Source organism: Ruminococcus sp., from assembly GCF_017549005.1.
In the GTDB taxonomy this organism is placed as follows: Bacteria; Bacillota; Clostridia; order Oscillospirales; family Ruminococcaceae; genus Ruminococcus.
The window spans coordinates 15,293-30,777 of sequence record NZ_JAFYYT010000009.1; the positions used below are offsets into that span (position 1 = coordinate 15,293).

Annotated in this window: 14 protein-coding genes; 7 read left to right on the forward strand and 7 right to left on the reverse strand. The window is 48.3% G+C overall.

What is annotated here, in order from left to right; translation table 11 throughout:
- Positions 1-12: 12 nt before the first annotated feature.
- The 4 genes from IKW96_RS04205 to IKW96_RS04220 all read right to left on the reverse strand — a co-directional run bounded on the left by IKW96_RS04205 (position 13) and on the right by IKW96_RS04220 (position 5,299).
- On the reverse strand, positions 13-1,212 hold the full coding sequence (locus IKW96_RS04205) for a type II secretion system F family protein (protein ID WP_296570716.1): 1,200 nt from the start codon (positions 1,210-1,212) through the stop codon (positions 13-15).
- Positions 1,213-1,743: 531 nt separating this feature from the next.
- Positions 1,744-3,567: an excinuclease ABC subunit UvrC gene (gene uvrC, locus IKW96_RS04210; RefSeq protein WP_296570719.1), complete on the reverse strand. Its 1,824-nt coding sequence runs from the start codon at positions 3,565-3,567 to the stop codon at positions 1,744-1,746.
- A 132-nt stretch (positions 3,568-3,699) separates the two neighbouring features.
- Entirely contained in the window at positions 3,700-4,254 is a 555-nt protein-coding gene (locus tag IKW96_RS04215; RefSeq protein WP_296570723.1) for a DUF5662 family protein, read from the reverse strand.
- Complete coding sequence (locus IKW96_RS04220) at positions 4,244-5,299, reverse strand: LacI family DNA-binding transcriptional regulator (protein WP_296570725.1); 1,056 nt, start codon at positions 5,297-5,299, stop codon at positions 4,244-4,246. The genes IKW96_RS04215 and IKW96_RS04220 overlap by 11 nt, the downstream gene beginning before the upstream one ends.
- Before the next feature lie 406 nt (positions 5,300-5,705).
- Between IKW96_RS04220 and IKW96_RS04225 the strand changes: the two genes are divergently transcribed.
- Entirely contained in the window at positions 5,706-6,116 is a 411-nt protein-coding gene (locus tag IKW96_RS04225; protein ID WP_296570728.1) for a hypothetical protein, read from the forward strand.
- A gap of 165 nt (positions 6,117-6,281) precedes the next feature.
- Here IKW96_RS04225 and IKW96_RS04230 read toward each other — a convergent pair whose 3' ends face one another.
- The 3 genes from IKW96_RS04230 to IKW96_RS04240 form a co-directional block, all read right to left on the reverse strand.
- Entirely contained in the window at positions 6,282-6,443 is a 162-nt protein-coding gene (locus IKW96_RS04230; protein ID WP_296570731.1) for a hypothetical protein, read from the reverse strand.
- A gap of 86 nt (positions 6,444-6,529) precedes the next feature.
- Positions 6,530-7,618, reverse strand: coding sequence for a tetratricopeptide repeat protein (locus IKW96_RS04235; protein WP_296570733.1), 1,089 nt, complete (start codon positions 7,616-7,618; stop codon positions 6,530-6,532).
- 39 nt (positions 7,619-7,657) lie between these two features.
- On the reverse strand, positions 7,658-10,132 hold the full coding sequence (locus IKW96_RS04240) for a hypothetical protein (RefSeq protein WP_296570737.1): 2,475 nt from the start codon (positions 10,130-10,132) through the stop codon (positions 7,658-7,660).
- A gap of 560 nt (positions 10,133-10,692) precedes the next feature.
- Here IKW96_RS04240 and IKW96_RS04245 point away from each other — a divergent pair.
- From IKW96_RS04245 to purC, 6 genes are all read left to right on the forward strand, one after another.
- Complete coding sequence (locus IKW96_RS04245; protein WP_296570739.1) at positions 10,693-11,706, forward strand: glycosyltransferase family 2 protein; 1,014 nt, start codon at positions 10,693-10,695, stop codon at positions 11,704-11,706.
- Between the two features lie 24 nt (positions 11,707-11,730).
- Entirely contained in the window at positions 11,731-12,795 is a 1,065-nt protein-coding gene (locus tag IKW96_RS04250; RefSeq protein ID WP_296570741.1) for a WG repeat-containing protein, read from the forward strand.
- 30 nt (positions 12,796-12,825) lie between these two features.
- Positions 12,826-13,326: a 5-(carboxyamino)imidazole ribonucleotide mutase gene (gene purE / locus IKW96_RS04255; protein WP_296570743.1), complete on the forward strand. Its 501-nt coding sequence runs from the start codon at positions 12,826-12,828 to the stop codon at positions 13,324-13,326.
- A gap of 38 nt (positions 13,327-13,364) precedes the next feature.
- On the forward strand, positions 13,365-14,021 hold the full coding sequence (locus IKW96_RS04260) for a DUF4272 domain-containing protein (protein WP_296570744.1): 657 nt from the start codon (positions 13,365-13,367) through the stop codon (positions 14,019-14,021).
- The gene (locus IKW96_RS04265; protein WP_296570748.1) at positions 14,018-14,665 is read left to right on the forward strand and encodes an HAD hydrolase-like protein; all 648 of its coding nucleotides are present in this window, start codon (positions 14,018-14,020) and stop codon (positions 14,663-14,665) included. Before IKW96_RS04260 ends, IKW96_RS04265 begins: the two co-directional genes overlap by 4 nt.
- Positions 14,666-14,764: 99 nt before the next feature.
- Positions 14,765-15,484: a phosphoribosylaminoimidazolesuccinocarboxamide synthase gene (purC, locus tag IKW96_RS04270; RefSeq protein WP_296570751.1), complete on the forward strand. Its 720-nt coding sequence runs from the start codon at positions 14,765-14,767 to the stop codon at positions 15,482-15,484.
- Position 15,485 lies beyond the last annotated feature (1 nt).

Here is a 15,485-nt window from a genome sequence, read left to right on the forward strand (position 1 = left end):
TTTCCACCTTTCTTATTCGTTTTCGATAGTTCCGATTGAACCGTAAAGTGCAGGGTAGATACCCATAACTACCAGTCCAATGATAACGCCCATAAAAATAATGAGTACAGGCTGTATCAAGTCAACAAGACGCTGAACTGCTGCGTCCGATTCTTCTTCATAGTAATCAGAAGATTTTTCCAGAATGGAGTCCAAAGCACCGGCTTCCTCACCAACGTAGATTACCGAGCAGAACATAGGCTCGAATATTTCCGTTCGCGTGATGGCGGCCGAAAGCGGTTCACCTTGTTTTACTTCGTCTATTACTTCTTCAAACTTTTTGTCAACGTAGCTGTTGCCAAGGATGGCGGACGCTCTCTCAAGGCACTCTACCATCGGAAGACCACTGGAGTAGAGTGAAGAAAGTGTACGTGAGAACCGACCTGTATAAATCTTTGTAATAAGAGGGCCAAAGCCCGGACCCTTGACAAGCATCCGGTCAAATTTCAACCGGAAGCTTGGAACCTTCATTGCATAAATGAAACCTGCAACCAGTGCCGCTATTATACCAACAAGTATGTACCATCTCTTCCTGAGAAAGTCGCTGATAGCCGAAAGAACTCTTGTAAGGAACGGCATATCTTCCTTGCTCTCGAACATATCAATGAATGTCGGCATGATGAATGTGAAGAGAAGAATAGTTACCGCCACACAGAGTACAAGAAGTATGATAGGATATATCATTGCGCTCTTGATGGTGTTCTTGAGTTTGTTTTCCTTCGCATAGTGGTCTGACATTCGCTGCATAACGATATCCAGCGAACCGCTGCTCTCGCCCGCGCCTACCATTGAGATGAGGAACGGCGGGAACGAACCGGCGTGCATTTCCAGTGTGGACGAGAAGGATTCACCCTTCTGTACGTTCTCGTACACGTCCTGCCATATAGCTCTTGCCTTTTCACCTTCCTGCTCTTTTGTCAGAATATCGATGGCTTTTACAAGTGTAAGACCAGAGGTCAGCATCGCCGCAAGCTGTCTGCAGTCGAATGCCAGCTCCTTGGTTTTGAACTTGTAGATCGATTTTGCTTCACTTGAATCGCTTTCCCTATAATCCTTGACATAAAGGCCCTTTTCCTTGGCTTTCTGTAAGAATTCCTGCTCATTCTCCGCAGTTATGATACCTTTCTTCTGCGCGCCTCTTGCATCCTGAGCAACGTAAGAAAAACTCCTCATGAAACCACCTCCATAAAATTATTACTTGTGATGAACGTTTCTCACTGCCTTAATAATAACAATTATAACATTTTAAGTGTTACTTTTCAATCGCTTTTTTGACATAAATAATCTACCGTTTTTTATCAATATTAACTAAGTTATATACTCTCAGTAATACCACATAAAACAAACGGCTGATATTGTACAAAACAAAAAGCACGAAGACAGCACAATATCAGGTACTGACGCACCCGTACCAAACATTGTTAAACTTCCACAATAATTATATCACACTCACTTTCAAAATGCAACATAAAATACCCTTTTTTTATCTTATTTTTACAGAATTGTGAACTGCGGCAATTTGCCTTATTCATATTTAGGCATTTTGCACGTTGTTGCACTAAAAACTTAAAACAAAAAGGTAAAAAACGAGGAGAAATCTGTGGACAGGTTCATTTTTTTAACAATACTGTATGCACCGCTTTACGTTATTTGCCTGCGTATACTATTATAATATAGACTTATTCTCCGGGGTATTCCGGAGACTCACATTTCGCGTATTACTTTCCATAGTTCTTCGGCTGTTTCAAGGCTCACTCCGGCTGCTGCTGCGAGCTCCCCGGGAGAGGCTTTTTTCAGATTTGCTATGGTCTTGTACTTCATGAACAGCTTCGCAGCTTTCTTTTCGCCTATTCCGCGTACTGTAAGCAGCTCCGAGCTGTACGTTTTCTTCTTGTGGCGCGAATGCATGAAGCTCACCGAAAACCTGTGCACCTCGTCCTGTATCCTCGTCACCAGGTCAAATACCGCTTTCAGGCTGTTTATCTGTATTTCCCTGCCACCCGTTGCGATAGCACGGGTGCGGTGCTTGTCATCCTTGACCATTCCGAACAGCGGTATATCCAGCCCGAGCTCCCAAAGCAGCGGTGCTACGGCGTTTACGTGTCCTTTTCCGCCGTCGAGAAGTATAAGGTCGGGAGTCCTCGTAAAGTACTCGTCGCCCTCCCCGGTAACTATGTGCATGAGTCTGCGCTTCAGTACCTCTCGCATACTTCCATAGTCGTTCTGGAGCTCCTGCTCTTTCACGGTAAAGCGCTTGTACGCCTTTTTCAGCGGTCTGCCGTCCTCAAAGACCACCATACCTGCGACCATTGACTCCGACGAAAGGTTGGAAATATCATATGCTTCTATATACCGCGGCGGCTTCGCAAGACCGAGACTCTGTCCCAGCTGTTCGAGGGCTATGACCTCTTTTCCCGTCCGCGAGTTCTTTATCGCCGCATATTCCGCACTGTTATTCTTTGCGAGCCTGAGCAGTTCCAGCTGGCGGCCTTTCTGCGGCACATGGAGCTTCACCTTCCGCTGCGCCTGTTCCTCAAGCATCTCAACCAGCAGTTCGCTGTCCGCAGGTATATGGTCAACTATGATATTTCTCGGTATATCGGGCTTTTTGTAGTAAAACTGAAGCATGAACTGCCCCAGTATATCCTCGTCCTTATCAGGTATGGGCAGCTCAAAAACTGCCTTGTCAAAGAGCCTGTCCTCACGATACATGAGCACGGAAATATACAGTCCGTCATAAAATTCGGCAATTCCAACAACATCGGCAGACTCGACTCCGCTGTTGATTATCTTCTGCTTCTCTGAAGCCTTTTTTACCGCTGTGATACGGTCTCTAAGCATAGCCGCCTTTTCAAAATCGAGCTCCTCTGCCGCCCGTTCCATTTCCGTCTGCATACGCTCCACAGACTCGGCGCTTCCGCTCTTTATAAACTCCACAGCCTGATCGACTGCGTTCCTGTAGTCAGCGGCACTTATCCTGCCGCGGCAGACGCCCATGCACTGCTTGATATGGTAGTTGAGGCAAGGTCTCCCTTTCCCGAATTCCTGGGGAAATTTCCGCTTGCAGGTAGGCAGCATGAACACGCGGTTCGCCTCATTTACGGCTTCTTTCGTGATAAAGCCGCTGGTATAAGGCCCGAGGTACGTACCGCTCTGCTTCGTGTTTTTTTCGTTGGTGATACGCGGGAACTCCTCATCGGAAATGCGGATATAGTGATACCCCTTATCGTCTTTCAGGAGGATATTATACTTCGGCTTGTGCTGTTTGATAAGGCTGCATTCAAGCAGCAGAGCCTCGAACTCACTGTCGGTGACGATAAAATCGTAGTCGTATACATTTGAGACCATTGCCGCCACTTTCGGCGTATGGTCGGGATTTTCGCGGAAATAGCTGCTCACGCGGTTGTGGAGGTTTTTCGCCTTGCCGATATATATTATGGAACTGTCCTTTTTCCGCATGATATAAACTCCCGGCGAAGCTGTCAGTTTTGCAGTCTTTTCGCGCAGATACGGCAGTCTCGGATTCATGTTCTTACTCCTTTCCGCATTGTATGAATCAAATAACAAGGCGCACAAAGTGCGCCCGAAATGTTTTTCTGTTTTCGGACGGATAATATCCGCCCCTGCTGACGGAACGCCGTGGCCGGCATTCCCTGCAATTCACTCAGCTGATCGCTGCTTGTTTTTTCTGACCTGTTTCCGTATGTAACGGAAGGTATAGTCCTCCCCCTTATCGCGAAGCATGGTCAGCAGGAATTCCAGCTTCCACGCCGTTTTTTTCTCGATGATACGGCGGTGCTTGACGCGGAGGTAGTACTCCAGCGGCATGGAATCGTTATACTTTTCCTTGTTGTATATTTTTGAAGCCGCAACCCGGTCGCAGAACATCTCGAAAACGAACACATCGGGCATTTCCACGGGCTCGAGCTGTTTGGTCTTCATGTTGTAGTCCGTCCAGTACTCGAAGTGGTGACGATTTCTGCCCTTATGGTGCATCCACGCCTTAGAATAGCCGTCTACCTCGCGTTCACGCTCGTTCGGACTGCGGTTCCCCTGGAAGTAGAGCACCCCCGGTATGAACTCCGTGGGCGAGAATTTCGACAGATCGTGAAGCATTCCCCTCAGCGGTATCCCTGCCTTAACGCAGTGTATAAAGACCTGATGTCTGTGCTGTAAAACTGTTTTTAAGTGTCCGATGAAATTCTTACAAAGCATTTGAACGCTCCTCAGTGTAGCTACCGCTGATATCGAGGACGCTTTCCTTTTCGATAAGCTTTCCGCTGATTATGCGTCTGCCCTCTGAATATGACGGATCAGCAAGCTTTTTCGCCATTATTCCCACTGATACCTCCGCCATTTTGGTGAGGTCCACCTCAACGGTAGTTATCGTCGGAATGCATATACTTGACACTGTATAATTGTCATATCCTACAACGCTGATATCCTCGGGAACTCTCACGCCCTTCGTCTTGAGAGCGGAAATAACACGGAAAGCCGTTTCATCGCAGTTGCACACAAAAGCTGTGGGCATTTCTGCAGGGAACTGCAGATCGTCGATGAGTATGCCCTGTTTTGTTCTGTCGCCGATTATCCACTCTATGCGGTACTCCAGATCGTTCTCCATAATGCACTTGAGATAGCCGAGATAGCGGTCGTTTATACTGCTTGTAGCATTGAGCGTGCCGAAGAATCCGATCTGCCTGTGACCCTTTTCCACAAGGTAATCCGTCAGCATATAGCCGCCGTTGAAGTTGTCCGAAAGGACAGCGTCCACCTTGTATCTGTTATCGTAGAAATCCACGAAAATAAGCGGAATAGTCAGCTTGCTGAGACACTCTATGTACTTCCTGTGCACCTGACCGATGACGATAACTCCGTCGACTTTGCCCTCGGTGACCATGTTCGGAAGTATGCCGCTCTTTTCGTTTTCGGCGTTAACGCACTCGTATACCGTGCACACGTTTATCTGCGAGAGCTGGTTTGAGATACTGGCAGTAAGCTCCCAGTAGAAAGTTCCTCTTGCGCCCACGAAGCGCTCAGAAGTAAGAATGCCGACATTTTTCCCTGTTTTCGGCAAAGCTATCCTTTTCTTATCGCTCTTTGTGTTTGAGGGCTTGTAGCCCATTTTTTCTGCGGTCTCGCAGATCTTTTTCCTCATCTGTTCGCTTACGCCGTCGCGACCAGCAAGAGCGTTTGATACCGTAACAACGCTTACTCCGAGCTTGTTGGCGATATCAAGCATTTTTACACCGTTTTTCATATGCTTCAACCTCTTTATACCGGCTTTCGGACGCCTATTCCGAAGCCGTTCTCCTCTTTTATCGTCTGAAACGAATTAAATTAACACAGACTATTATATCATGCTTTAAGTAGTAAATAAAGCATTTTCTATGATTTTTCTTTGAATTTCAGCACTTTCGTCAATTTCTTCGTATCTTGCTTGTGCATAATGATAAATCGGCAGCGGTAAAGCATAGATAGGAGCTTCTTAAACAGCTGTTTTTGAATATCATTTAATAATTCCCGACTTCAAATCAGCTTTTGAGTACCCATATCACAGTTTGATTTCAGCACATTTTCTGTTGACATTTTGGGGTATATATGTATAATATAGTACATAAGGTTATAATATATGCCTTAAATATTATGTAAAGGACTTGATAAGAATGAAAAAAACGCTCAGGAAGCTCGCCGCAGTAACTATGGTTTTTGCTCTCCTCGGTACAGGAGCAGTTATTACAAAACCAAGCTTCACAGCTACAGCTCAGGCGCTTTGCCAGTATCACCGCACAGATAACGTAACATGGCGAGACGGAACTCCCTACTGCAACTGCTGCGGTCAGATCAACTATGACGCTTGCTGCAAGCATCAAGGACAAAGATACGCAGGCTATGATAACGACTGGAAATATGACCATTGCTACACAGTTTCGACGAGCAATTTGCCCGTATACTATTATGTTTATAGACGCGATGAATACATTAAATGCTCCAAATGCGGCAAAAATGTCGGTAAAACAGGTCACTATCAGTATAAGGTTGTATGTTTAGGCTATGAAGAAATATTTACACATTGATAAAAGCTCTCCTATCGGAACGCTTTAAGCCTGTCAAAAAACGAATCATGCTCAATAATTAATGGGCGCTCGGAAATTGCCCCTACATGATATAAAAGCATATAATCAAATTGCAGGGGCGCTTTCCAAGCGCCCCTGTTGCTCAAAAATTAAAGCTTCCCTTTTTCATATTTCATCTTTGGTCTTTTCACCGCAGGAGCTCCTGTCGATTTTATCCCCGGCGGCAAAATTGATAAGTCCCGTCATATCGCCCCATGAAGCAGAGGGGCACTCGTACTCCTCCTTTTCGGGGTCAGGAACGGGTATCTTTTTCTTATTTTTGCTCATAAATATCATCTCCCGAGGGTATTATCCGCAGAAAAAGCGTTTTTATGCACAAAAAGTGCGCTTTCTGAGCGAAAGCGCACTTGCGTTCAATTTTCGGGAGACTCGTTCACCGTCTGAGTTATCTTAGGACCTTCGCCTCTGCTCTCATGTTCTTCAGCCATGGTCTTTGCATCGGGCTCGTACTGAAGGATTATCTTCTTGACCTTCTCGTCGCGCGTGAGGTTATAGGTCATTTTAAGCGCTTTGAGCGCATTTGGGATATCCTCGTCCATAAGGTATGATGCGGAAAGGCGGGCGGCTACGGAAACGACGTCCTCATTGGGACCGAACTCGAAGTCATACTTCTTCATAGCCTCAACCATTTCTTCGCGTGTAGGCTGCTTTATAGGCGAGCCCTTGCGGTTCACAACATCTCTCATTTCATATGGAATGGCAGGGTGCGGAGCAAACAGAACGCTTGCCGTAAGGAAAGCAAAGGCGTCGTCGTACTCGCCCATATCCGTAAGCGCATAGCCTGCATTTGCGTAGCATCTTGCGATAGCCACCGGCGATGAAGCCACTTTAAGAGTTTCTCTTGTGGTCTGAAGCGTCATTCTCTTGTTTTTCAGGAGCTTATACACTTCCGCAAGCTCAAATCTCGGACCGCAGTCCAGAGGATTGTACTCCATAGCCTTTTCAAGGACAGGTATAGCGTCAAGGGGCGAACCTGTCTCGACCAGCAGATAGCCGTATGTAGTGATGAACGTACCGAAATCAAAGGGAGTTCTGTTCAGCACCTTATCAGTCTTGTATTTGAGCTGATAAAGGTTATCCTCAAATGGATTCCTGAGAGAAACGAACTTTGCTTTCTCAGTGTCCTTGTAATCGACGATTATCTTCTTGTAAAGACGCTCGGCGAGGGACTTTGCCTCGTTCATATTCTTTTCCTTGATGAGCTGCATGATCTTCTCGTGCATTTCGTCAAGGCGCATTCCGTCAAGGTGAGTAAGTCTGTCTATCTCTGCTTTCTGTTCCTGGGGCATTATTTCGATAAGAAGCTGTGTTGCAGCGTCCACGCCCTCAAGATTTTTCTCCTGTGCAAAGCGTTCAGCCTCAGCACGAAGGAATTTATTGTCGTCCTCGGCGGAGCCTGTGAGCTTTGCTCTCAGCTCCGCAAGGATCTTGTTTTCTGCCATTATGATTTTTCCTCATTTCATCGGAAGTACTTTTTATGCTCAGAAGCCTCTCTTGGACATTTCCTTTCTGAACTTAGCGTCGATCTTGTCCTGCTTCTTCTTGTTCTTGAGCTCTGCCTTAGTCATGTAGCGTGCGTCCATTGGCTGCGGCTGCATGGGTCTGGGCGCTGAATTGCTTCTGAAGCCCTGCTTTGCAGGTGTCTTGTACTCGTCGAATACGGGAACGTTCTGCTGTGCCTGCTGAACCTGTCTTCTCTTGGCTGAATCGTCGCCCATTGTTGAGAGAACGTCCTCAACAGAAGTAAGTACGGGGCTGTTAGCCTTGAGTCCCTGTGTCTCGATGAGGTTCTTGTCAGCGTACTCTCTCGAGCTTGCGATAGCGTTGATGAAAGCCTGTGATGTAGACTTGCTGTGCGGATTTACTGCGATCTTGGAAATATTTGCAGTAGGTGTGCCGCTTGTCTGAACGGGCTTTCTCGGAACAGGAGACTTTACGGGAGCCTGCTGAACGGGAGCTGCTGCCGCTCTCTGAGCCTGTGCAGCTGTCTGCTGTGCGGGAGCTGCGGGTCTCTGCTGTGCATTGAGCGGAACGAAAACGGGCTTGCCGTTCTGGTCATATCCTGCAAGTCTCATCTGTACGTACTTGTATACAGGCTGGTTGTTTGCGTCATATCCTGCAAACTGCGGAACCTTTACGATCTGAGGCTGCTGTGCCTGCTTCTGGTCTGCACCGTTTGGTGCTCCGTTATTATTAAAATCACTCATATAGTAATCATACTCCTCTTCTGCCTTAACAGGCTGATTTAATGTTGCTTCATAAATATCATCAAGCACTGCTGCTTCATCATCTCTCGCCTTAGAGTAACTCTCGAACGCAGGTGCTGACAAGTCGGGAACTACGGGGATATCGTCAAGCTCGGGAACCGAATTGCCCTCAACAGGGGGCAGGGTATCAAATTCGGGAGCTGTAATGTCCTCAACTGTGGGAACTCCTTCGAGGGCTGCTGCCGCAAGGCTTTCAGCCGACGGGAGGGAAACAGTTTCGGGCGCTACGATATCGTCGACCTTCGGTGCTCCGTCAAGGGCTGCTGCCGCAAGGCTCTCAGCCGACGGGAGATCATCGACCTCGGGGGCGGCTATAGGCTCGGCGTGAGGAACGTTTGCCGCAGGCTGTTCCATTCCGTATGTAGCGGAAAGAACGCCGTTTCCGAGGTAAAGATTATTGTTTATGGGGTCAACATAGTTGTCTGACTCTTCCGTGAAATCAGCCATTTCATCGCTGTACGCCTGATAAGCTTCGGGAGCTGCTCCATTGGCGCCGGCATCTTCGTTTATGCCGAAAAGCTGATCTGCGAGGTAATCCCAGTTATTCTCCTGAGGAACAGCCTGTTCGGGAACGGGCTGATAACCGTCGGCAGGAGTAACTATCGGACCCTCGATAAGGTTTCCGTTTGCGTCATACAGCGGCTGTGAGCCGTCGTAGATATTGATGTCACCGTACATGGACTCGTCGTAAACGACCTCGCCGTATTCGGGCTCGCCGTAAACGGGCTGTTCATAGACAGGCTGCTCGTACACAGGCTGGCCGTACTGAGGCTGCTCATATACAGGCTGCTGTACGGGATCGGTATTTATTGAGAACAGATTCATTATATCCTCGTCGGAATGGGACATATCAGGAGCCGCAGGCTGCTGGTATGCGTCGTCATATCCGCCCATATCAACGTATCCGCCCTCATTCTGAGGCTGATTGTAGTTCTGAGGCTGATTATAATTCTGAGCCTGATTGTAATAAGGCGTTGACTGCTCGGGAGCGCCCTGAGGATTCGGTATAGCAAACTGTGCGAGGAAGTCGTCCTGCGGAACAGCAGCCTTGGGCGCAGCGGCAGGAGCAGCATAGGGATTAACAGCCGCATCGGGCTTGTTAACAGCGAACTGTGCGAGGAAGTCGTCCTCGGCAGGCGCCGGCTGCTGGTTTTCGTGAGGATCTATCGCAAACTGAGCGAGGCTGTCGTCCATAGGTACGCCCGTACCCGGGATAGTACCCTGATAGCCCTGTGCCTCGGGAGCCTGACCGTACTGGTTAGCCTCCGCAGCTCTCTGTGCTTCTTCCTCAGCAGCTCTTCTTGCTTCTTCAGCTGCCTGTTTTGCTTCTTCGACAGCCTTTCTTCTTGCTGCTTCTTCTTTGGCTTTTGCATTAGGGTCTCTTGTGATCCTTGCAGTAGTATTTCCGAGCGGAACTATACCCGCGTCGTTCATACCCATTTTTTCGCGCTTTTTCTCTTCCTTGAGAAGGAGCGCCATTTCCTTCTTGTCAGCTTTTATAAGCTTTTTCGCGAGACTCGCCTTACATTTTTCGCAGGTGATCTCTTTCAGGTCCGTCATTAGAGATGTTCTGTGGAAACGAGTTACGTTTTCAGGCTTCATGAGGTTGATACCGCAGCCTGTTTTCTTCTCGTTCTCGGTTCCGTGAACGATCTTATCGAACGAGGACGTTACCAGTGTGATGTCCATATAATTCTCTCCCCACCACTGCTAAACTGCAGTTCCCGCTTTACGGCAGCGGCAGCCGATTTCCCAGCTCGCAATCGCACTCCGCCAAAAGTCAGCGCAATTTAAAGGGAAATTACGCCGCAGAGCTTCTAATGCGATATCTATACAAGTATATTATACATGACATTTCAGAAAAAATCAATAGTTTCTTCTCAAATGGACCGAAAAAATATACGTATTTTAAAATTTTCAGTGAAAATAACAAATCGTTATTGATTTTTTTGTCAATTTTCCCTGTCATTGTTCACGTTTAATTAGGTAAAAAATAATACGGTTTATTGAGCGGTAAACGGCTTTTTGCCCACCCGGCCGTCACCGCTGTTCCACATTATTCTATCAGATGTATCAAAATCACAGCATTGAACAGTCATTATTTTACATAGGTGTAAAAAATTATAAAAACAGTGATTTTGCTATTGCATTATCCCCGATTTTGTTGTATTATTAATAGTGTATTGGTAGGCTCGGGAAACTGTCTTCCGCGGTCTGCCGCAAGCTTCTTTTGAAGGAGAGGATTATTCGTGAAACTCGTTTCAGTAGTGGTTCCGTGTTACAATGAGCAGGAAGTGCTCCCCATGTTCTATGAGGAGATCACAAAGATATCGGCGCAGATGTCAAAAGACTTCCCCGAGCTCGAATTCGAGTACCTGTTCATAAATGACGGCTCAAAGGACACAACTCTCGATCTGCTCCGTTCTCTCGCGGAAAAGGACAAGAGAGTAAGATATATTTCATTTTCGAGAAATTTCGGCAAGGAATCGGGTATGTATGCAGGCCTCAAGAACTCCAGGGGCGATTATATCGTCGTTATGGACGCAGACCTCCAGCACCCCCCTGCTTTTCTGCCCAAAATGTACAGCTACGTCAGGAACGGCGAGTATGACTGCGCTACTACGCGCCGCGTGAGCCGTAAGGGCGAATCAAAGGTGCGCTCATGGTTCGCAAGGCTGTTCTACAGGATAATGAACAGGATATCCCAGACCGAGATAGTGGACGGCGCACAGGATTTCCGCTTCATGACAAGACAGATGGTGGACGCTATCCTCGATATGTCCGAGTACAACAGGTTCTCCAAGGGCATATTCAGCTGGGTGGGCTTCAACACCAAGTATATTGAGTACGAGAACGTGGAGCGCCCTGCAGGCACATCTTCCTGGTCCTTCTGGGGACTTTTCAAGTATTCCCTCGAGGGTATCATGGCATTCTCGACAGCTCCTCTGGCAATAGCCTCCCTGCTGGGAATACTCACCTGCGCTATCGCCTTTGTGCTCATAGTCGTGACCATAATCAGGTCCATATTCGGCTGGCTCGACGCCCCCGACGGATATCCGACGCTCCTCTGCCTCATATTCCTTTTCAGCGGCTTGCAGCTGTTCTGCGTGGGAATACTGGGACAGTACCTTTCCAAGACATACCTTGAGACGAAAAATCGTCCGATATATATAACCAAAGAGACTGAGGACACCTACCGCCAGCGCAAGGCTGCGGCTCAGAACGATCAGTCTCAGCAGTCCGCAGGAACTGAAAACAAATAACGGCATTCGGGAGGTGCGGAGACAATGAATAGGAATATGAGACTTATTGTCTCCGTATTGTTCATAGTCATCATCGTCCTTGCAGTTGCAATAACGCGATTCTACTCGCGTTCCGAAAAAAGCGCCTACAGCGAGGATACGCAGCCCGTCATCGCGGACATCATCGACACCCGCGACGGCAACCACATTTTCAAGGACAACAAGGCACTCTTCGGTATCATTGACAGCAGCGGCAGAGTCATCGTTTATCCCGAATGGCAGGAGCTCACCTTTACCGGGGACAGCGGCTGCATAGCTTCAAAACGCCTGAGGAGCAGAAGGCTGTTCGGCTGCATAGACTATGAGGGCAATATCACCGTTCCCTTCGTTTATTCGGAGATAGTGCCCGCGGAAGTGAAAGGCGCCCGGCTGCTTATTGCAAAATCCGCCGATAACGGCTCATATACCATTTACTACAGCGATTTCCGCCCATGCTTTGCGGAAACATGGACGTCCTGCTCGGCAGACGGCAGCGAGCTCACTCTACGCACGAAGAACGGCGAATATACCTACTCTGCCGACAATTCGGAGCTCGTGTTCGCAAAAGCATCGGTAAACGGCAATGTGGGAGACCATATCCCCTACAGCTTCGAGATATCCAACAGTCATCTTCTCGGAAATCTCACACCGAAGCTCATAGAGATAATGTCCGCGGATCTCGGCGGCTACCTTGATTACGCCTACTCAAAGGGCAGAACGGTCCCCGACGAAAAGCTTGATCCGCGTTACAGGAAGTTCAGCGCGGTTTTCCCCGACGAAAAGGATATAGAGGTCAGGATCACAGACCTCTCCGACTTCCAGATATACGGCATAAGCTCAAAGGAAGCAGCTATTACGGTCGGCGTTTCCCTGAAAGTCGGAACGGACGTGAAATACATAGTAAACGGCATTCCGCGGCTCATACACAACAAGTACAAAGCAGACCTCAGATTTTCGGGCAGCTTTGAGACCGATTTCGGCATCAGCTATGCAAAATTCCAGAGATCAAAGCCGAAATATCCGGCTGCTGCCGCCGAAGAGCCGCAGGAAAACAGCGAACAGGCAGAGTGATCTGCACATAATCATAAAGGAGAAAACATCATGTCAAAAAAGGTTGCAGTTATCATGGGAAGCGACAGCGACTTCCCTGTTGTAAAATCAGCTCTCACAGAGCTCAAAAAATACGGCGTGGAGTTTGAGTGCCGCGTGATGAGCGCACACAGAACTCCTGCGGAAGCCTGCGAATTTGCTTCAAACGCAAGAGCAAACGGCTTCGGCGCTATCATATGCGCCGCAGGCATGGCTGCTCATCTTGCGGGAGTCGTTGCTGGGCACACCACTCTCCCCGTTATCGGTATCCCCATGAAGTCAAAGGCTCTCGAGGGAGTTGACGCTCTCCTCGCTACAGTTATGATGCCTCCGGGAGTACCGGTTGCTACAGTAGGCATTGACGGAGCAAAGAACGCAGCCGTTCTTGCTGTACAGATGCTGGCTATAGCTGATGAGGAGCTCGCTGCAAAGCTCGCTGCCGAGAAAAAGGCAATGGCTGAGGGCGTTATCGCCAAGGACAAGGCTCTCCAGGAGCAGATAGCAGCTCTCTGATAAGAACACACCGCATTTCCCCATAAGGAGGTAATATCATGACGCCCGCCGAAAGAAAAGAACGCTCTGAAAAGATCATCTCAGCGAAGGGTATCGGTATAAACCCGAAACTTCCCCTTACAGAGCCTGCTTCACAGGTAAAGCTCAGGAGTCCCGACGACATATGCAGACGCGCTGTTGCAGCTCTGCTCTCAACACAGGTCGGCTTCGGAAGGAGCGAGCAGAACGATGAAGACGTCAACTATTTCGTCGGTCTCATGGACTTCTTCGGCGTCAGGGATTGCCTCAACGCAAAGGAAAGACGCCTTGTTGACGGCTCATATGTCCAGCAGGACATCATTGATGTCGTATGGGAATATGAATCCTACTGGGCTCTGGTATGGGCTCTGGGACTTGTTGAAGATATAACCGACGCAGAGAATATCTGCGACTGTCCTCAGGCTGTACGCTTCGTTTCACAGTGCGGCAGCTTTGAGGAATTCAAAAGCAAATGCACTCTCAGGAGCGCTGACGAGATAATGGATATGCTGGATCTCTACTACCGCTATCACTGGGCAGCAGTCCAGCATGAGAAGATAGACAGGAAATGCCCCATAGGCGGTCTAAACGCAGACGCAGTAGTCGAGCGCAGGCGCGGTCTTGAATGGCTCGTATGCGACACCGATGACTGGAACAGGATATCGCTCGATACATGATGAGAAACTACAGCACCCTGCTTTTTGACCTTGACGGCACACTTACGGACTCCACCGAAGGCATACTGAAATGCCTTGAAAACGCAATAACTCAGATGGAATTTGAAGTCCCGGAGGATACCAACATCTTCCTCGGTCCGCCCATACGCCAGTCCTTTGCAGAGTTCCTCGGCATGAACGCCGGACAGGTCGATGAAGCGGTAAGGATATTCCGTGAAAGATACTCAACAGTCGGACTTTTCGAGAACCGCGTATACGACGGTATCCCAGAAATGCTCGAACGCCTGAAAAGCGGCGGCAAACGTCTCATGGTCGCCACAAGCAAGCCTCTGGTATACGCAGTCCGCATATTTGACAGGTTCGGACTTTCAAAGTACTTTGAATTTGTCGGCGGCGCGGAGCTTGACGGCACAAGAGACTACAAGGACGAAGTAATAGAATACGTTCTCGCACAGACGGGCATCGCTGACAGGAGCACTGTGCTCATGATAGGCGACCGCAGACAGGACGTCCTCGGCGCCCATAAAACAGGTATCAAATGCATGGGCATACTCTGGGGCTACGGCTCGATCGAGGAGCTCAGGGAAGCCGGTGCGGACTATTTCGCAGAAACTCCCGGAAAAGCAGCGGATATGCTGCTCTGACATCAATTCATAATGCATTTATTTAATGCCTACAATATCCGCGATGATGCGGAATTGCATATACAATCATTTATATAATTCTCAAGGAGGAATTTTAAAATGTCAAACATCGAAAAGAAGGAACAGCTCTATGAGGGCAAGGCCAAGAAGGTCTTCGCTACAAATGATCCTAACCTCGTTATCGTTGATTACAAGGACGACGCAACAGCGTTCAACGGCGAGAAGAAGGGCACTATCACAGGTAAGGGCGTCATCAACAACAAGATGACCAATTATATGTTCAAAATGCTCGAAAAGGAAGGCGTTCCAACACATCTTGTCGAGGAGATCAGCGACCGCGAAACTATCGTTAAAAAGGTCTCTATCGTTCCCCTTGAGGTCATCATCAGAAACGTTGCCGCAGGCAGCTTCTCAAAGAGAATGGGCGTTGAAGAGGGAAAGAAGCTCCTCTGTCCTATCCTTGAATTCAGCTACAAGAACGACGATCTCGGCGATCCGTTCATCAACGACTACTACGCACTCGCTCTCGGTATCGCTACAAAGGAGGATATCGACACTATCTCAAAGTACGCCTTCAAGGTGAATGAGTTCATGGTAAAGTTCTTCAAGGGCCTCAACATCGACCTCATCGACTTCAAGATCGAGTTCGGCAAGACTGCTGACGGAACAATAATCCTCGCTGACGAGATCTCTCCCGATACCTGCCGCTTCTGGGATTCAACGACCCACGAGAAGCTGGACAAGGACCGCTTCCGCAGAGATATGGGCGGCGTAGAAGAAGCATATCAGGAAATCATGAAGAGACTTATGGGAGAATAAG